This is a genomic window from Chryseobacterium ginsenosidimutans (assembly GCF_039536845.1).
Classification (GTDB): domain Bacteria; phylum Bacteroidota; class Bacteroidia; order Flavobacteriales; family Weeksellaceae; genus Chryseobacterium; species Chryseobacterium ginsenosidimutans_B.
The window spans coordinates 189,851-209,829 of the sequence record NZ_BAAAZJ010000009.1 but is presented as its reverse complement, the minus strand read 5'-3'; the positions used below and the strand labels follow the sequence as shown (position 1 = coordinate 209,829).

General features: G+C 34.5%; 16 protein-coding genes. 13 read left to right on the top strand and 3 right to left on the bottom strand.

The window, feature by feature from the left end:
• Positions 1-263 precede the first annotated feature (263 nt).
• On the bottom strand, positions 264-1,112 hold the full coding sequence (gene panC, locus ABD745_RS10990; RefSeq protein ID WP_344829266.1) for a pantoate--beta-alanine ligase: 849 nt from the start codon (positions 1,110-1,112) through the stop codon (positions 264-266).
• 170 nt (positions 1,113-1,282) lie between these two features.
• Here panC and ABD745_RS10985 point away from each other — a divergent pair, with 170 nt between their 5' ends.
• The 9 genes from ABD745_RS10985 (at position 1,283) to ABD745_RS10945 (ending at position 11,806) form a co-directional block, all read left to right on the top strand.
• Positions 1,283-2,053: a glycogen/starch synthase gene (locus ABD745_RS10985; protein ID WP_344829251.1), complete on the top strand. Its 771-nt coding sequence runs from the start codon at positions 1,283-1,285 to the stop codon at positions 2,051-2,053.
• 15 nt (positions 2,054-2,068) lie between these two features.
• Positions 2,069-3,664 carry a DUF4270 family protein gene (locus ABD745_RS10980; RefSeq protein ID WP_344829246.1) on the top strand — a complete coding sequence of 532 codons (1,596 nt, stop codon included), beginning with the start codon at positions 2,069-2,071 and terminating at the stop codon, positions 3,662-3,664.
• Between the two features lie 26 nt (positions 3,665-3,690).
• A complete protein-coding gene (gene glmS / locus ABD745_RS10975; protein ID WP_344829240.1) occupies positions 3,691-5,544 on the top strand; it encodes a glutamine--fructose-6-phosphate transaminase (isomerizing) in 1,854 nt (617 codons plus the stop codon).
• Positions 5,545-5,652: 108 nt separating this feature from the next.
• Entirely contained in the window at positions 5,653-7,071 is a 1,419-nt protein-coding gene (gene porK / locus ABD745_RS10970; protein WP_344829236.1) for a T9SS ring complex lipoprotein PorK/GldK, read from the top strand.
• Positions 7,072-7,129: 58 nt separating this feature from the next.
• Positions 7,130-7,819: a type IX secretion system motor protein PorL/GldL gene (gene porL / locus ABD745_RS10965; RefSeq protein ID WP_047397640.1), complete on the top strand. Its 690-nt coding sequence runs from the start codon at positions 7,130-7,132 to the stop codon at positions 7,817-7,819.
• Positions 7,820-7,872: 53 nt separating this feature from the next.
• Positions 7,873-9,462: a type IX secretion system motor protein PorM/GldM gene (porM, locus tag ABD745_RS10960; RefSeq protein WP_344829227.1), complete on the top strand. Its 1,590-nt coding sequence runs from the start codon at positions 7,873-7,875 to the stop codon at positions 9,460-9,462.
• A 9-nt stretch (positions 9,463-9,471) separates the two neighbouring features.
• Positions 9,472-10,410, top strand: a complete 939-nt coding sequence (gene porN / locus ABD745_RS10955; RefSeq protein WP_047397642.1) for a type IX secretion system ring subunit PorN/GldN — start codon at positions 9,472-9,474, stop codon at positions 10,408-10,410.
• A 55-nt stretch (positions 10,411-10,465) separates the two neighbouring features.
• Positions 10,466-11,500 carry an NAD(P)/FAD-dependent oxidoreductase gene (locus ABD745_RS10950; protein ID WP_344830064.1) on the top strand — a complete coding sequence of 345 codons (1,035 nt, stop codon included), beginning with the start codon at positions 10,466-10,468 and terminating at the stop codon, positions 11,498-11,500.
• 48 nt (positions 11,501-11,548) lie between these two features.
• Complete coding sequence (locus tag ABD745_RS10945) at positions 11,549-11,806, top strand: SemiSWEET transporter (protein WP_344829218.1); 258 nt, start codon at positions 11,549-11,551, stop codon at positions 11,804-11,806.
• Between the two features lie 70 nt (positions 11,807-11,876).
• Here ABD745_RS10945 and ABD745_RS10940 read toward each other — a convergent pair whose 3' ends face one another.
• Both ABD745_RS10940 and ABD745_RS10935 read right to left on the bottom strand, forming a co-directional pair.
• On the bottom strand, positions 11,877-12,263 hold the full coding sequence (locus tag ABD745_RS10940) for an META domain-containing protein (RefSeq protein ID WP_344829212.1): 387 nt from the start codon (positions 12,261-12,263) through the stop codon (positions 11,877-11,879).
• Between the two features lie 104 nt (positions 12,264-12,367).
• A complete protein-coding gene (locus ABD745_RS10935) occupies positions 12,368-12,769 on the bottom strand; it encodes a hypothetical protein (protein ID WP_344829208.1) in 402 nt (133 codons plus the stop codon).
• An 877-nt stretch (positions 12,770-13,646) separates the two neighbouring features.
• Here ABD745_RS10935 and ABD745_RS10930 point away from each other — a divergent pair.
• From ABD745_RS10930 to ABD745_RS10915, 4 genes are all read left to right on the top strand, one after another.
• Positions 13,647-14,039: a hypothetical protein gene (locus tag ABD745_RS10930; RefSeq protein ID WP_344829204.1), complete on the top strand. Its 393-nt coding sequence runs from the start codon at positions 13,647-13,649 to the stop codon at positions 14,037-14,039.
• 143 nt (positions 14,040-14,182) lie between these two features.
• Positions 14,183-15,265, top strand: a complete 1,083-nt coding sequence (locus ABD745_RS10925) for an efflux RND transporter periplasmic adaptor subunit (RefSeq protein WP_344829198.1) — start codon at positions 14,183-14,185, stop codon at positions 15,263-15,265.
• 23 nt (positions 15,266-15,288) lie between these two features.
• Positions 15,289-18,483, top strand: coding sequence for an efflux RND transporter permease subunit (locus tag ABD745_RS10920; protein ID WP_344829193.1), 3,195 nt, complete (start codon positions 15,289-15,291; stop codon positions 18,481-18,483).
• Positions 18,470-19,912 (top strand): TolC family protein, encoded by a 1,443-nt coding sequence (locus tag ABD745_RS10915; RefSeq protein ID WP_344829188.1) that lies wholly within the window; start codon positions 18,470-18,472, stop codon positions 19,910-19,912. Before ABD745_RS10920 ends, ABD745_RS10915 begins: the two co-directional genes overlap by 14 nt.
• The last annotated feature ends 67 nt before the right edge of the window (positions 19,913-19,979 follow it).

The following is a 19,979-nucleotide window of genomic DNA, read 5'->3' as shown; positions in this document are numbered from 1 at the left end:
CACTTTTAATGTATGGGTCCTGGGTTCGAATCCCAGCCGGGTCACAAGTTTACTGAAAAGTAAATTTTTTTCATATTAATATTTTGTGATTTGGTGTTTCGAAGGCTTTCTCAAGAAGCCTTCGATTTTTTTATTATATATGATCGTGATTTTTGCTTAATTAAATGTCAAAAAAAAATCTTTGTACATTAAATAAAAAGTGCTGCTTAATAATAAGCAACACTCGTTTTATCTTAACAAAATAATTTAAATATATTTTTAAATTAATCCAAATGCATATTATCGATTAATCTTACCCCGTCTACGATAACTACAATAAATGCCCTGAAATTTCTGTCTTTATAGAAGAAATCGGTTTCTTTTAATGTATTTTCATCTGCAATCAAGAAATATTCTAACTGCATTCCTCTTTGATTATCAAAAATATCCTGTACTCTTTGTTTGATTTCTGAAATTGTCAGCACTCTGAACCATTCGTTTACTTTCTTTAAAGTTTCGTAAATAACCTTTGAATCTTCTTTTCGGTCTTCGTGTAATCTTTGATTTCTTGAACTTAGTGCTAGTCCGTTTTCAGCTCTGTAGATAGGAACCCCTTTTATTTTAACCGGAAGTTTCTTGTTTTCAACCATCTTTTTAATAATGGCAAGCTGTTGGAAATCTTTTTCGCCAAAATAAGCGTTATCTGGTTTTACCTGATTGAAAAGTTCTTCAACAACAGTTCCGACACCATCGAAATGTCCTGGTCTTGATTTTCCTTCCATCTCATTTTCCAGTCCGTCAAAGTTATAGCTTTGGCTTTCAGTTTTTTCGGGATAAATATCAGTAACTTCAGGAATATAAACAGCATCTACTAATCCTGAATTTTTAAGGATCAAAACGTCCCGGTTTATATCTCTCGGATATTTCTCAAGATCTTCAGGATTATTAAATTGAGTAGGATTAACAAAAATTGACGATACTACCAGATCATTTTCTTCTCTTGCTATCTTATACAGTGATAAATGACCATTATGAAGAGCGCCCATCGTAGGTGCAAAACCTATTTTTTTACCCATTTCTTTCTGTCTTTCAATGAAATCCTGAAGAACTTTTTTACTTTTTAAAACTTCCATAGTTTATTTTAATAGTATTTCAAAAATACTAAAAATATCATATAATTAGGTGTGGTTTTGACAATTTGAAAAAGGGAATTATCGTAAAAAAATGTTAATTAAATTAATGTTGGATGTTTTTTTGTAATTTTGCACATTAAAGCATTTTTACAAAAATTAGATAGAAGTTTATGCCGAATCAAAAAATACTGTACATTACTACAGAGATGTATCCATATCAGGAAGATACCAATATGGCTGCAGTGGTAAACAAAATGGCACTTAAGATGCACAATGAAGGCAATGATGTAAGAGTTTTTATGCCAAGATTTGGACAAATTAGTGAGAGAAAATTCCAGCTTCATGAGGTGATCCGCCTTTCAGGAATGAATATTATTATTAATGATCTAGATCAACCTCTTATTATTAAAGTAGCATCTCTTCCTGGAGAAAGACTTCAGGTTTACTTTATTGACAACGAAGAATACTTCAAAAGAAAACAATATTATTTTGATGACGAAGGGAAAGCCTTCGATGATAACGACGAAAGAGCAATCTTTTTTGCAAGAGGGGTAATCGAAACAATCAAGAAACTAAACTGGGTTCCTGATGTAATTCATCTGAATGGGTGGATGGCTTCTTTTGTTCCTATTTATTTGAAAACGTATTACGAATCTGATACTTATTTCAAAGACGCTAAAATTGTTCTTTCTCTATATAATGAAAAAGATGCTCCTTTGGCGAAGAATATTGACGAAAAACTTAAGTTTGATAATATTTCAGGATTAAAAGCGTTAGATAATCCAACTGTTAAAACTTTTGTAATTGAAAGCATGAACTATGTAGATTCCGTAGTAAAAGGAGATGAGTTCTTAGATGAAGACCTGGATAAAGCTTTCAATGAAACTTCTACTCAGAAATCGGAATATCTTGACGTAGATTCTATAAATCAACTTTATTAAAAAAACACGTTTTTAATGATTCATACTATTAAAAAAGCGATCACCGTTTTATCTTTGGTGGTTTTTGGAAGTGCATTACTTTATAATTGTGAACCGGATGCAGATACGTTAGGTGAGCAGTTATTTTTAGACGGAGCAGCACAAGGAAATGAACAATCTTTTGAAGTTACTGCTTTTAATATTAATAATAACGATAGTATTCGAAGTGATGCAGGTAAATTAACTTATGGTGTACTTGGTGCTTTTGATGAAGGGCAGTTCGGGATGCAGAAGGCATCTTATCTTACACAATTAAGATTGTCAACATATGATCCTGATTTTGGTACCAATGCAATTGTAGACTCTGTTGTTTTGGTTATGAAGCCAACTTATGCTTCTGATTCAGTTACTACCAATACTGTCGATGACAATTTTACTTATACTACAGCAGCCGATGGAAGTGTGAACGCTAAGAAAGTAGTGAATACTTATCCGGTTTTAAAATTTGGTAAAGCAAAAAGAACGTTTCATATAACAGTTAATGAAGTTACTGATTTCTTAAAAGGACCTTCAGACAGCGTTAAGTCTAATCAAAATTTTGCATACGATGCTACTGTTTTAGGTTCGAAAGAATTTAAAGGTAACATTAGTTCTGTGGCAATTACAAAGGATGATGGTGGAGCTGCTTTATTCACAACTACTACTCCGGGAATTAGAATTCCGTTGGATAAAACCTTTTTCCAGAATAAAATTATAGCAAAGAAAGATCAACCTGAGCTTCAGGATGCTTCTAACTTTATCAGACATTTTAAAGGACTTAGAATTTCTGTTGATGAAAGTGATGGATATTTGTTCCAGTTCTCTCCAAATGATATGGAACTTATCATGTATTATAAATATGATAAGACAGATGTTACACCGGCAACAAGACCTCAGACCACTTATACATTTGCTTTAGGTTCTGCAAATGCACATATTGGTCAATATCAATATGGCAGAGCGGGGTCTGCATTAGGAACTACTACAATTGGTGACAGAACAAATGGAGATAAGAAATTATTTACACAGGGAATGGGAGGTCCTTCTATTGGAATTAAAATACCTGCAGAGGAAATAGATAAGCTTAAGAAATTATATAATGATAATAAAGCAGCAATCATTAGTGCTAAAATTAGAATATATACAGACCCTTCATGGAATAATGCCAATTATGCTAAACCTACGGCATTGACTTTCTTACAGAAATATAAAGATCCGGCTAAAATTAATCCTAATAATGGTCTGCCTTCAACAATAACGAATTTTACAGATGATGTATTGAACTTAGCTGGAGCAAATGGGTATACTATTTATAAATCTTATGATTTGGACAAGAATCCGGCGCACTATGATTTTGTTGTTACAAAATCTGTAAAAGATCTTGTAGAAAAAACAGATTATAATTCTACTAAGAGATCTTCTATATATTTCAGAATTGATATGGGTTCTTTCCAAACTAATACTGACGGGACTGGATTAGCTGGATATAAATTTATATCTACTCCTTATAACACGAGTAGAGCTGTATTTGTAGGAACAGAGGCAGGTAACGTAAACAGAGTACAGCTTAAAGTAATTTACGGTACAAAATAAAAAACTTAAAAACACTTGATATAATTATGTGCGGAATTGTAGGATATACAGGTTTTCAGGACGCTTACGATATAGTAATTAATGGTCTTAGAAGACTGGAATACAGAGGATACGATAGTGCCGGAATTGTTTTAGAAAATACTAACAATAAATTAGAAGTCGAAAAAACCAAAGGTAAAGTAGACGATCTTGTTAATATCTCTGGAAAATTAAAAGGAATTGCTAAAATTGGTATGGGACACACGCGTTGGGCAACTCACGGTGTTCCTAGTGATAGAAATTCTCACCCGCATTTGTCTAATAATAATAAGATAGCAATTATTCATAATGGTATTATTGAGAATTATGATACTATTAAAAAAATGCTTTCTGAAAAAGGATTTACTTTTAAATCTGAGACAGATACTGAAGTGCTGGTAAATCTTATCCAATATTTTATGGATCTGAATACCGAAATGGATTTTCCGACAGCTGTAAGATATGCTCTTAATGAAGTTTATGGCGCTTATGCTATTACTGTAATGCATGAGGATTATCCTGGAGTATTAGTAGTGGCAAGATTAGGCTCGCCTTTGGCAATTGGTATTGGCGATAAAGAATACTTCATCGCGTCTGACGCTTCTCCTTTTGTAGAATTTACAAAAGAGGCAATTTATTTGGAAGAAGGTCATATGGCTACTATTTCATTGGAAAATGGAGTAGACATCAGAACAATTAATGATAATTCAAAAATTGAACCTGAAATTCAGGAGCTTAAGTTGAGTTTGGAGCAAATTGAAAAAGGAGGCTACGAACACTTTATGCTTAAAGAAATTTTTGAACAGCCAAAATCTGTTCATGATACAATGAGAGGAAGACTTATTGTTGACGAAGGTGTTATTAAAATGGCTGGAATTTGGGATCATATTGAAAAATTCAAAAATGCCAACAGAATCATCATTATTGCTTGTGGAACTTCTTGGCATGCAGGTCTAATCGGGGAGTATCTTATTGAAGAATATGCTAGAATCCCTGTTGAAGTAGAATATGCTTCAGAATTTAGATATAGAAATCCAATTATTACAGATAAAGATGTAGTAATTGCAATTTCTCAGTCAGGAGAAACAGCTGATACAATGGCGGCTTTGAAACTTGCAAAAGAAAGAGGCGCATTTATATATGGTATATGTAATGTGGTGGATTCTTCTATCGCAAGAATTACAGATGCAGGTTCATATACTCATGCAGGTCCTGAAATCGGGGTTGCTTCTACAAAAGCTTTCACTGCTCAGCTTACTATTCTTACCTTAATTGCCTTTAAATTAGGTAAACATAATGGTAACCTTGGAAATGCTGAATTTATGAGCTTAATTTCCGAATTGGATGCGATTCCTAAAAGAATTGAAGAAGTTTTAAGTTCTACCCATGAATTAGTACAAAATATCGCAAAAGATTTTGTGACTACTACAAATTTCCTATATTTAGGGAGAGGATATAATTATCCTGCAGCACTGGAAGGTGCGTTGAAATTGAAAGAAATCTCTTATATTCATGCTGAAGGATATCCGGCTGCAGAAATGAAGCACGGACCAATTGCATTAATTGACGAAAACATGCCGATTGTTATCATTGCTCCAAGAAAAGGACACTATGATAAAATTGTCAGTAATGTTCAGGAAATTAAAGCAAGAAAAGGGAAAATTATTGCTGTTGTAAATAAAGGAGATACACAAGTAAGTGAGATGGCAGATTATGTTATCGAAATTCCTGAGACATCAGAATGTTTCTCGCCGATCGTAGCATCAGTGCCTTTACAGCTATTAGCTTACTATATTGCTGTATATAGAGGTGCGAATGTAGATCAGCCGAGAAACCTGGCGAAATCTGTAACTGTGGAATAAAAATTACTTGGAAATAAAATAAATTTAGATTTCTTTCGTTATTTCAAAAAAAATCTTAAAAGTTTCTTAAAAAAATTATATATTTACGGCTTAATTATAAAAATTAACATGAAAAGGATATTTCTTTTATTATTGTCTGCGTCAGTAGCGTCGGTATCTTGTTCAGGTGGTGGTACTTCTTCTGTGGGGAAACCAGGAACAAAAGGAGAGTTGATACCAAGAGAAAAAACAAAATCATTTGTTGCGGAAAGACCATACGGAATGGTTGCAATTCCTGCAGGATCTTTTGTGGCTGGTCTTACAGATCAGGACTTCACAAATAGTCCTGAAAAAGCACAAGCAAAAACTGTTACTGTTTCTTCTTTCTTCATTGATGAAGCTGAAACTACTAATGCAGAATACAGGGTATTTATCAATTATGTAAGAGATTCTATTGCTAGAACTTTGCTTGCTGAAGCTGCCGGAGAAGGTGGTGAAGGTAAAGGAAAGGGTACGGGAATCGGTGATTATGCATATCTTGCTCAAAAAGAAGAAAATTTAACACCATATCAAGAATACCTTGAAGGACAAGGAGGCGGAGATGAAGCTAGCTTCGATCCGACTAAAAAAATTGACTGGAAAGTTCCATTGCATTGGAATACATCTAAATATCCTGACGTAGAATACGCAGAGGTTTTAGAATCAATGTATTTGCCTGCTTCTTCAAGAATTGGTAATGAAAGAATCCTAGATGTTAGTAAACTTAAGTACACATACAGATGGGGAGATATGGATGCTGCTTTAGCTGAAAAAGAAAGAGGTATAAACTATCTTAGAAGCGAAAGTATTGCAATTTATCCTGATACAACTGTTTGGGTAAAAGATTTCCACTTTGCTTACAACGAACCATTGTTTGAACAATATTTCTGGCATAAAGCATACAAAGATTATCCTGTTGTTGGGGTAACTTGGGATCAGGCAAGAGCTTACTGTAACTTCAGATCTAAATTAAAATCTGATTACAACGAAAGTTTAAAAAGAAAAAAACAAAGACCATTGCAGTTCAGACTTCCTACAGAAGTTGAATGGGAATATGCTGCAAGAGGTGGAATGCAAAACGCTACTTATCCTTGGGGAGGTCCTTATTTAATGGATGACAGAGGTTGCTACCTTGCAAACTTCAAACCTAAGAGAGGTAATTATATGGAAGACGATAAGAAAGGTACTTATACATATACAGCTCCAGTAAAGAAATTTAAGAAAAATGGATTTGGGTTATTTGATATGGCTGGAAACGTTTCTGAATGGACAGTATCTGATTATAACAACTCTTCTTACCAATTCTCATCTACTTTGAACCCTACAACAAAAGGTCAAGTAGATACAAGAAAATCTGTAAGAGGTGGTTCTTGGAAGGATGTAGGATATATGTTGATGACTGGTGCAAGAGATTGGGAAAGAAAAGATTCAGCTAGAAGTTATATCGGATTTAGAACCGTACAGGATATTCCTGAAGCTGCTGTTAAGCCAAGAAAAGTTAACAGATAATTATAAAACCATTATTTTCAATAACAATTTTATTTAACATTAAAAAAAACTAACTTATATGTTTAAGACTAAAGATGCTTGGATGAATTTCTTCTATTCATTCGGTGCTGCAATTGTAATTCTTGGAGCTTGGCTTAAAATTACTCACATTACTTTGGGACCAGTTAACGGTAACATTGCTCTTACAGTGGGACTTATCACGGAAGCTATCATCTTCATTATCTTCGCTTTCGACCCGCCAAAATCTGAAGAGTCTTACGCTTGGGAAAATGTTTATCCTGAATTATTAGATAAGCACGCAAACCCAAACCCATTACACTCAAATGTATCTAAAAGCAATGCTGCTCAGTTTGCAGAATTAGAAAACTCTCTTTCTACTAAACTTGACAAAATGCTTCAAGATGCCAAACTTGATGTTCAATTATTCGAAAGATTAAGAACAGGGATTGATAAATTCTCTAGTTCAGTTGATCAAATCAATCAAACTGTTGACGTATCAGCTTCTACTCATAAATATAACGAGCAATTAAATAAAGCTGCTCAACATATGGAAAGCATGAATGCATTATATAATATGCAGTTGGAAAACGGTAAAAAACAATCAGAGTTTGCTAATAAATATGTTGCAGATATGCAGAAATCTGCTGAGCACTCAGAAAAATTCAATCAGGAGTTACAAGGTTTAACTTCAAACTTAAACAATTTAAACAGAGTTTACGGAGGTATGTTGACTGCTATGAAGTCTTAATTTCCAAACCATTTCTAAATTTAACTACTTAATCAAAAAACAAAGAAAAGAGAATGGCAGCAGGAAAACAGACACCTCGTCAGAAGATGATCAACCTGATGTATTTGGTGTTCATCGCGATGATGGCCCTAAATATTGATGCAGAAATCATCAGATCATATTATGACTCTACTAAAGCGCTTAATGAGACAAGAACTCTAACGGAAAAGAAAAACGAAAAGATTTTTGAGAAAACTCTTGAGGCAAAAGCTCAACAAGTACCTGATACTTATGCGCAGCCTTGGGCTCAATATCAGATTCTTAGAGATAAAATCAATGCTTTAGTAAAATCTGCACAGGAAATTAAGGATCATCTTAAGAAGAAATCAGAATTTCATGATAAGGATGCTCAAGGAAAAGATATTGATGTAAGCGAAAATTTTGCAGCGCTTAATAACAATGAAGCGACTACAGAATATTTCTTTAGAGAAGGGGATGAAAATGCACCTTCAAAAGGAGCTTTAGATCTAAAAGCAAAAATTGATGATGTAAGAAATTACATTAATACAACTTTTGGTAATAATCCTCAGTTGAAAGACTTAGTGGAAAGAGCTAATAAATCTCTTGTTGCTGAATATCCTAAAGGGAAATCTCCAAATGAGAAAACTTGGTTCCAAAATAAGTTCTATCATCAGCCGTTAATTGCAGCAATTTCTAACTTAGAAATTATTCAGAATGATGCAAGAAACGTACAATCTGATGCATTGGCTTTAATGCTGCAGGAAAAAGTAGATGCCAGCATTAAGTTTACAAGTTATGAAGCTATTGTTTCTGCGCCTGTAGATGTAGTTTCTGGTAAACCTGCTGAAGCTGTAATTATGTTAGGTAACTATTCTAATAGTAACAAAATCAATATTTCTGGTGTAAACAGACAAGAGAACGGAAAAGGTTATGCATCACTTAATACTAGTGGAATTGGTGAGCGTACCTTAAGTGGTAATATTACATTAACTGATGCGACTGGTAAGGCACAAAGCTTCCCATTCACACACACATATAATGTTATCGCAGGTCCGCAAGAAGTTAAACTTCAAAAAGGTTTATTACTTTCTGCTGATAAGATGAATGTAATGTATAGAAATCTTGATAACCCTGTTACAGGTTCAATCTTAGGTGCTGATAATGCTAAATTATCATTATCTGCTCCGGGAGCAACTGTTAAGAGTACAGGACCTGGTAAGTGGGATGTAAGACCTGGTGCAGGAAGTGTATTGAAAATTACATTATCTGGTACAGATCCTTATGGTAAATCTTTATCTCAAGTATTTGAGTACAGAATTAAGAATGTACCACCTCCACAAGGACAGATCAGAGGTAAGAATATCTTAAACTTGCCAGCAACATCTGTTGAGAACCAAGCACTTCAGGCAGTTATTCCTGATTTTGACTTCCCGGTATCGTTTAACGTGACATCGTTCATGGTAAGAGTACCTGGTAGAGCATCAATGCAGGTTCAGGGTAATTCATTACAAGGTGCAGCAGGAATGTTCAGAAACTTGAGAGCAGGAGATGGTGTTTATATATTTGATATTAAAGCAACAGCTACTGGATTAGGAAATACAATTGTTCCGAATATTTCACCTGTATTAATTAATGTTCAATAATAAAGAATTATGAAAAAATATATTAGCAGTTTTTTAGTATTAGTTTCGGGATTCATGTTTTCCCAAACTATCCTGAATGCTTCTTCCCCTGAAGAATTCAGAAAAATGAGAGCTGAGAACAAAATGAAAGTTGGAGATACTATTATCGACAAAAAAGTTAAGCCTTTGGAATACGGATTTGTTGATGATAAGGATATCCTTAAAAGCATGTTTGTTTGGGAAGTTATCGATATGAATGATAAGATCAATCAGCCATTCTATTATAACAATCCTGATGGATTATTAGCGACAGAAACGAAATCTCTTTACAAACTATTATTGGACGGAGCGTTCAACGGAGATATTAAAGAAGTTTATGACGATGAAAATTTCGTTCAAAGACTTACTCCTGAACAGATCAAAACAAGATTAGTTGATGTAAGAGTTGATGACGAAGCAATCAATATTTTGAACAGTGGTCGTCAATTGACTGAACAGGAGAAAAAAGAGCTTACTGACGTTTATGAAACTACAACTGAGAAAGTTAAAGTTTTAAAAATCTTCGGTATGTGGTTTATCGATAAAAGAGATGGACAATTGAAGTACAGACCATTAGGAATTGCTGCAATGGGTCCGGATCCAAAATTGATTGGTAGAACAACTCCGGATGGTCAGCCTTTACCTGGAGCTAATGATTTGATTGATCTTTTCTGGGTGTATTATCCAAACGCAAGAGATATTTTAGCGAATAACTACGTTTATAACAAGAAAAATACATCTGCAGATTTATCTTTTGATGATTTGATCAACGCTAGAAGATTTTCTTCTGTAATCTTTAAATCTTCAACAGGTTTAGGAGATGGTGTTATCAAAGACTATATTCCAAGAGATTCTGAAGATCAGATTGAAGAAAGCGACAGAATTAAAGCGCAGATCCTTCAAATGGAAAATGATATGTGGAATTACTAAGATTTCACTTGATAATTATAGAAAACCTGAGTATTTTTACTCAGGTTTTTTTATTATGGAAAATGTAGATTATATAATTGTTGGAGATGGATATGCAGGACTTTTTTTTGCTCATCAATTAATCAGAAATAACAAATCTTTCGTGATATTTTCGGAAGGAAGGAAGAGTGCTTCTCAGGTCTCTGCAGGAATTATTAATCCTGTTGTACTTAAAAAGTTTACAACCTTCTGGAAAGCTCAGGAACAGATTGATTTCTTGAAAAGTTCGTTAAAAGAAATTGAAGAATATACAGGAGAAAATTATTTAATCGAATCTCGTATTCACAGGATTTTCCATGATAAAAATGAACAGAAACTTTGGCTTAAAAAATCCGAAAACGATGAGCTTGTTAATTTTTTAGATAAAAATTTTGATCATTTAGAGGTGGTAAAAAACGATTTTCAGTCGGGAAAGGTGAATCAGTCTGCCAGACTTAATGTAAATGGATTTTTCACGGGTTTATTTAGTTTTTTAGAAAATAAAGGTCATCTTGTTAAAAAGAGGTTCGATTATTCCAAGTTGAATACTGCCGATTCCATTTACAAAGATTTCAAATTTAAAAATATCTTATTTTGTGAAGGAATAGCTGTACAGGAAAATCCGTATTTTTCAAATATTCCTATAAATCCAAATAAAGGTCATAACATTCGGGTAAAACTTTCCCAACCTATCCCGGAAAATATGACAATCAAAAAGAAACATTTCCTATTCCCTGTTAATAATGAACTGTATTTTTATGGCGGAACTTATGATAGAGAACAATTACATCATCATATTGACGATTCTGCTGTAGAACAATTAACAAATGGATTGTCGGAATTTTATCCTTATGATTTTGAAATTAGTGAAGTAAATTTCGGATTCAGACCAACTGTTAAAGACAGAAGACCAATTATCGGCAGACATTCTGACCATGAAAATTTATATGTTTTCAATGGTCTTGGAGCAAGAGGAATTTTAAATGGATGCTATTTCTCTAAGAGTTTATATGATTTTATCGAAGAAAATGTTCCTTTGCATGAAGAAGTTTCTTTGGAAAGATTTAAATAGAATTATTGATTGAAAAAATCTTATCTTCATAAAGAATAAACAATCTCTATGAATGAAAATCTTTTGGGAATTATAGCCGGAGTTCTTACTTCAGTATCTATGATCCCACAATTGGTAAAAGTTTTAAAAGAAAAAAATGCCGATGAGCTTTCGTGGATAATGCTTTTAATTCTTATCTCCGGACTTTCTTTGTGGGTTTGGTATGGCTTTGTAAAAGATGAGCTTCCGATTATTCTTTCAAATTCTTTTGCGGTACTTGTCAATAGTATTTTGCTTATTTGTTATATAATTTATAAAAAGAAATAGCCTTATCCCATAAAAAAAATGAACACTCCTGCAATACAAAAGTGTTCCCATTTATGATGATGTGTTTATTTTATTTTTGTAGAACAAATTTTGCCAAAGGAGCCATTCTCGCTTTGTTGAGTGTCAAAACATTACCGTTTACAGAATAATTGTCAGCAGTAAGAAGCGCCTGTGTAAAAGCATGTTCTGTTTCCAGATCTTCACAGGCAATCATGGTAGACATCCCCTGATTAAATTTAATACGCATTGCTTCTTGTTTTATTTCAAAAGTTCCGCCAACGCCGTTGCATCCTCCGTGTCCTTCATATCTCATATCAGACATATTAAGCTTAAAATATGGGTTGGAAGTTGGATTTTTCAGTTTTATCGGCTGCCCGTTTATTTCTGTTAATTTCCAGGTTTTTCCGGTGATATCGGTAGGTTTTCCCGATGAATTAGAAGCTGTCTGTTTACTCATACACGATGCCGTTAAAATAATCAGCAACAATGAACAAAAGTATATCCGTGATTTTTTCATAGTTTTCTATTAAAGTTTATAATTTGTAATAATTTGAAAGTTGGCTAATAAGAAGCCATTTTTGTATTTGAGGAAGAGGATTTATTTTTTTTATGATGAAATAATACCATATTATAGTCTTTTTTAAGAAAATTGATCTCTCCTCTGATATCCGAATATTGATAATCAGCGTCACCAGCTGTATATTCCGGTAAATCTTCATTTTTTTTCAATTCATAAGACTTCCCGTCCAGATATACAATTACCGTATTTTGAGTTTCATTAATAGCCACTTTCAGCTGATCTCCATATTCATCGGTATAAACTTCTTTTGTAATTTTATCAGTATTTTGAATTTCAGGGACATTTTTCAAGTCGATTTCTTCTTCTTTTACCTGATGTTTACATGCTGTTATTGTAATGGCAAATACCGTGGTTATGGTAAAAATTTGGAATAATTTTTTCATGATAATAAGTGAATTTTAGGTGTTTCATTGATTTTTAGGTGTTAATATGCTATAAATTTACAACTTTTATTAAAAATAATATGTTAATTTTATATAAATTAATTAAATATTTTCACATTATCAAGTAGTAGTCCTGGAATTTACTCTGTATAAAATATATTAAAGAATTGTTTAATAACTTGAATTTAGGAAAAAAGAAGAATAATTAATTTAATAGATTTCCAGTATAATACTTTTCCAATAAATGGGTTCAATATTTAAACTACCTGTATACTTACTAAATTTCATATAATATAAAAAGACTGCAAAAAAACAGTCTTTTATAATCAAAAATGTGTTTCTAGAATCTATGGCGTTGCTGAAGCATCAGGATTTTGTACAGTAATTCCTACCTGAATAAAAGATAAAATTGAAGCAAGAAGGATTCTTGCCAGAGAAAGGTTGTTGTTCATGTTCATTTTGTATTTGGTTGTTAGATTAGTTTTTATTCTGTTAACTGAAAATTTAATTTTCAATGACATTAATTATCGTAAAAGTAATGATTAATACGTTGTGTTTGATAATAATTGATAATAAATATTTATTTTTTAAAAATTTGTAATTAAAATATGCTATTTATGATCAGTTAACATTAAAAATGGGTTTTTGAAAGTTTTCCTCATCATAAAACTTAGCTTAAATAATAAAGTTATATGTTTTTATTTTTTATAATTGTTTGATATTCATTATTATGATTTGTTTTTTATCAATCTGAAATAGTGAAATATTAGGGATTTCAGGTTATTTAAAGGAGCGTTAAATATTGTTAATATATGTCATTAATCATAAAATTGTATTGAAATGTATTCAAACTAAGACTTACATTTGCAACTACAAAATGAGAACGTATATCACCTATTTTTTGACATTCCTTTTTCTGCTTTTCGTAGTGGAAAGCAAGATCAATGTCAAAACTTTGAAAAATGACTACACCAGTCAGACTTCTCATAATTTACCCAAAAAAGCAAACCGCTTAAATCAAACCTACGAAAAACTAACCATTCAGCAGGCTCCGGATGATTCAGGAATTGCCTATTCTTTCGAACTCGCGGAAGATGATTTTCAGTTTTCGGATACATTGCAGGAAATTGTTTTCTTTGCAAGTGTTTTCACCTTGATTTATGTTTTCGGGTTAAAAAGTTTCAAAAGATTAAAGCCAACTATTCACGGCTTTTTATCAGAATTTGCATCTGTAAAAAGATTCATTCTGATTCGTTCTATCAGAATTTAACATTTCTTTTTTCGATTTATTTTCTGCGGATCCGTTCGGCGGGAGATAATATGCGTTGTGTTTGTTGGTAATCATCACATCGCTCATTCTCTCATTACCATTTTCATTTTAAAACATTAACGATTTATATAAACTCCAGAATTATGATCAAGAGAGTTGTCGCAAGCATTGCGCTAAGCAGTCTTTTATTGTTCAGTTGTAACAAGAAAAAAGAAGAAAAAGAAGAAGTTTCTGTCTATCCGGTAACAACTCCGGTGGTGATGGATACAGTAATTGACAAAGAATTTGTAGCTCAAATCAGGTCTGTAAAGAACATTGAAGTTCGTGCACAGGAGAAAGGTTTCCTAGAGAAAATCTATGTAGACGAAGGGCAATACGTTCATCAGGGACAGGTATTGTTTCAAATCATGCCTAAATTGTATCAGGCAGAATTATTGAAAGCACAGGCTGAAGTAGCACAAGCTACTATCGAATTGAAAAATGCCAGTACTTTAGCAAACAACAACATTGTTTCTAAAAACGAAAGATCAATGGCAAAAGCTAAACTGGATGCAGCCAACGCAGAAGCAAAGCTGGCCCAGACGCACTTGTCATTTACAAACATTAAAGCTCCGTTTTCAGGAATTATCGACAGACTACCTTTGAAATTGGGAAGCTTGGTAGATGAAGGGGATTTGTTAACATCTTTATCAGATAACAATGATGTTTACACTTACTTCAACGTTTCAGAACCGGAATATCTGAATTATCAAATGCATGCAGCCGACAGAGGAAGCAACCAGGTGTCGTTGGTAATGGCCAATGGAGATGTTTTTCCACAAAAAGGTGAAGTTCAGACTATTGAAGGAGAATTTGATAACGAAACAGGAAATATCGCTTTCAGAGCAAAGTTCCCGAATCCTAATAAATTATTAAGAAACGGAGAAACCGGAAAAGTAAGAATGACTTTGCCTCTTAAAAATGCAATGATTATTCCTCAAAAAGCCACGTACGAAATCCAGGATCAGAAATATGTTTTCGTAGTTGGAAAAGACGGTGTGGCGAGATCTAAAAATATTAAAGTAGCTTATGAGCTTCCGGATGTTTACGTAGTAAGTTCAGGGCTTTCAAAAGGCGATCAGATATTGCTGGAAGGTGTTCAGAAAGTGAAAGACGATCAGAAAGTTCAGACGAAAGCGCAAGATCCGAAAAAAGTTCTTCAATCATTGAAATTAAAAGCAGAGTAGGACTCTATAAATGAAGCAGTATTATGTTTAAGAAATTTATTCGCAGACCTGTTCTGTCTATAGTAATCTCATTGATTATTGTATTTATGGGAGTGCTTTCTCTGGTAAAATTACCGATTACGCAATTCCCGTCCATTTCACCGCCAAAGGTAAACATTACCGCAGAATATCCGGGAGCCAACAACGAATTGTTGATTAAATCCGTAGTTATTCCGTTGGAAAGAGGTTTAAATGGTGTACCGGGAATGAAATATATGACTTCCGATGCCGGAAACGACGGGGAAGCTTCCATTCAGGTAGTTTTCGATTTGGGAACTGACCCAAACGTAGCAGCGGTAAACGTCCAAAACCGTGTTTCTTCGGTAGTAAATAAACTTCCGCCGCTGGTAGTTCGTGAAGGGGTGAAAATCACTCGTGAAGAGCCTAACATGTTGATGTATATTAACTTGTATAGTGATGATCCGAAGGCTGACCAGAAATTCCTTTTCAACTATGCAGATATCAACGTGATGTCCGAATTGAGAAGGGTAAGCGGAGTTGGTTTCGCAGATATCTTGGGAACAAGAGAATATGCAATGCGTGTTTGGCTTAAACCTGACAGATTAACGGCTTACAGTATTTCAGCAGATGAAGTAATGGAAGCGTTAAACGAGCAGAGTTTGGAAGCATCTCCTGGGAAAACCGGGGAAAGTTCCGGTAAAAGATCGCAGTCATTTGAATATATTTTAAAATATCCGGGTCGTTTTAATAATGAAAAGGATTATGGAAATATTATCCTTAAAGCTAAAACGGATGGAGAATTTGTAAGATTAAAAGATGTTGCAGATATCGAATTCGGTTCCTCAATGTATGATATTTATTCTACACTGAACGGAAAGCCTTCTGCTGCGATCACTGTAAAACAATCTTACGGTTCCAATGCAAGTGACGTTATCAAAAATGTAAAAACTTTGATGGCTGAACTGCAGAAAACGAGCTTCCCGAAAGGTATGCACTATGATATCAGTTATGACGTTTCAAGATTCCTGGATGCATCGATTGAGAAGGTTATTCATACCTTATTTGAAGCCTTTATTTTGGTGGCAATTGTGGTATTCCTTTTCTTGGGAGATTGGCGTTCAACATTAATTCCGGCTATTGCGGTTCCGGTGTCGTTGATTGGTACTTTTGCCATCATGTCCGCTTTTGGAATTACGTTAAACATGATTTCACTATTTGCTTTGGTAATGGCAATCGGGGTCGTCGTCGATGATGCGATTGTAGTAATTGAAGCTGTTCACGCTAAGATGGAGGAGAAACATTTATCTCCGTTAAAAGCGACAGAAGAAGCAATGCACGAGATCAGTGGAGCAATTATCGCAATTACTTTGGTAATGGCATCCGTATTCATTCCGATTGCATTTATGTCTGGTCCGGTTGGGGTATTTTATCGTCAGTTCTCGATTACGATGGCTTCTGCGATTATTCTGTCGGGGGTTGTAGCCTTAACATTGACTCCTGCTTTATGTGCTTTAATTTTAAAGAACAATCACGGAAAAGCTAAAAAGAGAACTCCGATCACTATTTTCTTAGATAAATTCAATAATTTATTTACGAAAGGAGCAGGGAAGTACGAGAAAATGCTGAATAAAACGGTTAAAAAGAAAACATTTACGCTTCCATTATTATTAGCGTTTTGTGCATGTACATTCTTTTTAAGTAATTCATTGCCTTCAGGATTTATTCCGGCGGAAGATCAAGGGATGATTTATGCGATTATTCAGACACCTCCGGGTTCTACTTTGGAAAGAACGAATCAGATTGCTAAGGAATTATTGAGAGAATCTGAAGGAATTGATGGAGTACAATCCGTTTCTTCATTGGCTGGTTACGAAATTTTGACCGAAGGTACAGGTTCAAACTCGGGGACGTGTTTGATTAACCTTAAAAGTTGGGAAGAGCGTTCAGAATCTGCTGCGGAAATTATTGAAAAGCTTGAAGAAAAGGCTAAAAATATTCCGGGTGCGAATATAGAATTCTTCCAACCGCCGTCAATTCCGGGATATGGTGCTGCGGGTGGTTTCGAACTTCGTCTTTTGGATAAGGCAGGAAGTGGAGATTACCAGAAAATGGAAAAAGTAAGTAACGATTTTGTGAACGAATTAAAAAAACGTCCTGAATTAGGTTCTGCGTTCACCTTCTATTCTGCGAGTTTTCCACAATATATGTTGAAAATTGATAATGATCTTGCCGAACAAAAAGGAGTTACGATCGAAAAAGCAATGGACAATTTATCCACGTTAATTGGTTCGAATTATGAAACAAGTTTCATCCGTTTCGACAGACCTTATAAAGTGATTGTTCAGGCTGGTCCGCAATATCGAGCATTACCGACGGATTTATTGAAATTATATGTTAAGAATGACAAAGATCAGATGGTTCCGTATTCAGATTTCATGCATTTGGAAAAAGTATATGGTTTATCAGAGATAACGAGACATAATATGTACAATTCTGCCGAGGTAAGTGGAACTCCTGCACCGGGTTACAGTTCCGGACAGGCGATTGCAGCGATTAAAGAAGTTGCAGACAAAACGCTTCCGAGAGGTTTCGGTATCGACTGGGCTGGTATTTCTAAAGATGAAGTAAGCCGTGGAAATGAAGCAATATTCATCTTCTTGGTATGTTTAGGATTCGTTTATCTGATTCTTGCGGCACAGTATGAAAGTTTCATTCTTCCGTTACCGGTAATTTTATCATTACCAACGGGAATTTTCGGAGCATTCTTATGCTTGAAATTATTAGGATTAGAAAACAACATTTATGCGCAGGTGGCGATGGTCATGTTGATTGGTTTATTAGGTAAAAATGCCGTATTGATTGTCGAGTTTGCCGTACAGAAGAAAGCGGAAGAAGGAATTCCTGTGGCACAGGCTGCGATTGAAGGAGCTGCGATCCGTTTCCGTCCGATTTTGATGACATCATTTGCATTTATTGCAGGTTTGATTCCTTTGGTGATGGCGACAGGACCGGGAGCGGTTGGTAACCGAACCATTGGTACAGCTGCAGCGGGAGGTATGTTGATCGGAACTATTTTCGGATTAATGATTATCCCTGGATTGTATTACATCTTCGGAACAATTGCAGAAAAATCGAAACTGGCAAAATATGAAGAGGAAAATCCTTTAACAGAACAAACAGAACCGTATCAACACGATGGAAAGCATGAAGACTTATAATAAATATATAGCAGCCATTGCCTTATCGCTTGTTTTAGCAAGCTGTAAGGCGCCGATGGCGACCGTCATAAAAGATGAGGTGAAAGAAAATGTGCCTCAGAATTTTAATCAGGAAGAACAGGGAGACGCAAATAACAATAGCGGAACAACTCCTTGGAGACAATTTTTTACAGACCCGAATCTGGTTTCTTTAATTGAAACTGCTTTAAAGAACAATCAGGAACTGATGATCACTTTGCAGGAGATTGAAATTGCAAAAAGTGGTGTTTTAGCTAAAAAAGGGAGATTAACTCCCACTGTTTCTGCAGGAATAGGAGCAGGAGTATCAAAAGCAGGTCGTTACACGAGCGAAGGAGCGGGTGACGCAAGTACGGAAATCGAACCTGGAAAAGAAGTACCCGATATCCTTGGGAATTTTGAAGGTGGATTAATGGCAAACTGGGAAGTCGATATCTGGAAAAAATTAAGAACGGAAAAAGAATCTGCCGTTGCTCATTACCTTTCAACAGTTGAAGGGAAGAATTTCGTTCTTTCTAATTTAATTGAAGAAGTTGCAGATAATTATTATGAATTATTGGCGTTGGATAATCAGTTGGATATTATTCAGCAGTATACAAAACTTCAGCAAAGAGCTTTAGAAATATCAAAAATTCAGAAAGAAGCTGCAGCAGCAACTGAATTAGCAGTAAAAAAATTCGAAGCTGAATTGGCAAAATCAAAAGCATCGGAATATACAATCCGTCAGGAAATCACCGAAAAAGAGAATCAGATTAATGCTCTTTGCGGTCGTTATCCGCAAACGATTGTGAGAACGAAAGAAGATTTTATGACGACAATTCCGCAAACCGTTTATACGGGAATTCCGTCACAATTATTGGCGAACCGTCCTGATATCAAACAGGCAGAATTAGAATTGAAATCAACAAAATTAGATGTAGAAGCGGCAAGAAAAGAGTTTTATCCTTCACTGGAAATTTCGGCGACATTAGGATTAGAAGCATTTAAGCCTTCTTATCTTGTAAAACTGCCGGAATCTATTGCTACAAGTTTAGTAGGAGAATTGGCAGGACCACTGATTAATAAAAGTGCTATAAAAGCAAATTTCCAAACGGCGGATGCAAGGCAGATTCAGTCTTTGTATGAATATGACAAAACGATTCTTAATGCTTATTTAGACGTCGCCAATTTAATGTCTAAAGTAAAAAACATAGATCAGTATTACAAACTGAAGTCTGAGGAAACAAAGGCTTTGGAACAATCTATCGATATTGCGAATCAGCTATTCCGAAACTCAAGAGCAGATTATCTGGAAGTTCTTTTGAACCAGAGAGATGCTTTGGATGCAAAAATGGAATTGGTTGAAGCAAAACAAAAACAGCTGAGTACAGTTGTTGATATTTATAAGAGCTTAGGCGGAGGCTGGAAGTAATTGTAAATCCTTAATGTTTTAAAAAGAAAAGAGGCTGCCCGTAAGGAACAGTCTCTTTTCGATTAAA

What these genes read in the sequence shown, in the direction of transcription:
- panC (WP_344829266.1), bottom strand. Translation starts at nt 1,112, where the DNA reads ATGGAAGTTTTAAAAAGTAAAAAAGTTCTTCAGGATTTCATTGAAAGA.
- ABD745_RS10985 (WP_344829251.1), top strand. Translation starts at nt 1,283, where the DNA reads ATGCCGAATCAAAAAATACTGTACATTACTACAGAGATGTATCCATAT.
- ABD745_RS10980 (WP_344829246.1), top strand. Translation starts at nt 2,069, where the DNA reads ATGATTCATACTATTAAAAAAGCGATCACCGTTTTATCTTTGGTGGTT.
- glmS (WP_344829240.1), top strand. Translation starts at nt 3,691, where the DNA reads ATGTGCGGAATTGTAGGATATACAGGTTTTCAGGACGCTTACGATATA.
- porK (WP_344829236.1), top strand. Translation starts at nt 5,653, where the DNA reads ATGAAAAGGATATTTCTTTTATTATTGTCTGCGTCAGTAGCGTCGGTA.
- porL (WP_047397640.1), top strand. Translation starts at nt 7,130, where the DNA reads ATGTTTAAGACTAAAGATGCTTGGATGAATTTCTTCTATTCATTCGGT.
- porM (WP_344829227.1), top strand. Translation starts at nt 7,873, where the DNA reads ATGGCAGCAGGAAAACAGACACCTCGTCAGAAGATGATCAACCTGATG.
- porN (WP_047397642.1), top strand. Translation starts at nt 9,472, where the DNA reads ATGAAAAAATATATTAGCAGTTTTTTAGTATTAGTTTCGGGATTCATG.
- ABD745_RS10950 (WP_344830064.1), top strand. Translation starts at nt 10,466, where the DNA reads ATGGAAAATGTAGATTATATAATTGTTGGAGATGGATATGCAGGACTT.
- ABD745_RS10945 (WP_344829218.1), top strand. Translation starts at nt 11,549, where the DNA reads ATGAATGAAAATCTTTTGGGAATTATAGCCGGAGTTCTTACTTCAGTA.
- ABD745_RS10940 (WP_344829212.1), bottom strand. Translation starts at nt 12,263, where the DNA reads ATGAGTAAACAGACAGCTTCTAATTCATCGGGAAAACCTACCGATATC.
- ABD745_RS10935 (WP_344829208.1), bottom strand. Translation starts at nt 12,769, where the DNA reads ATGAAAAAATTATTCCAAATTTTTACCATAACCACGGTATTTGCCATT.
- ABD745_RS10930 (WP_344829204.1), top strand. Translation starts at nt 13,647, where the DNA reads ATGAGAACGTATATCACCTATTTTTTGACATTCCTTTTTCTGCTTTTC.
- ABD745_RS10925 (WP_344829198.1), top strand. Translation starts at nt 14,183, where the DNA reads ATGATCAAGAGAGTTGTCGCAAGCATTGCGCTAAGCAGTCTTTTATTG.
- ABD745_RS10920 (WP_344829193.1), top strand. Translation starts at nt 15,289, where the DNA reads ATGTTTAAGAAATTTATTCGCAGACCTGTTCTGTCTATAGTAATCTCA.
- ABD745_RS10915 (WP_344829188.1), top strand. Translation starts at nt 18,470, where the DNA reads ATGAAGACTTATAATAAATATATAGCAGCCATTGCCTTATCGCTTGTT.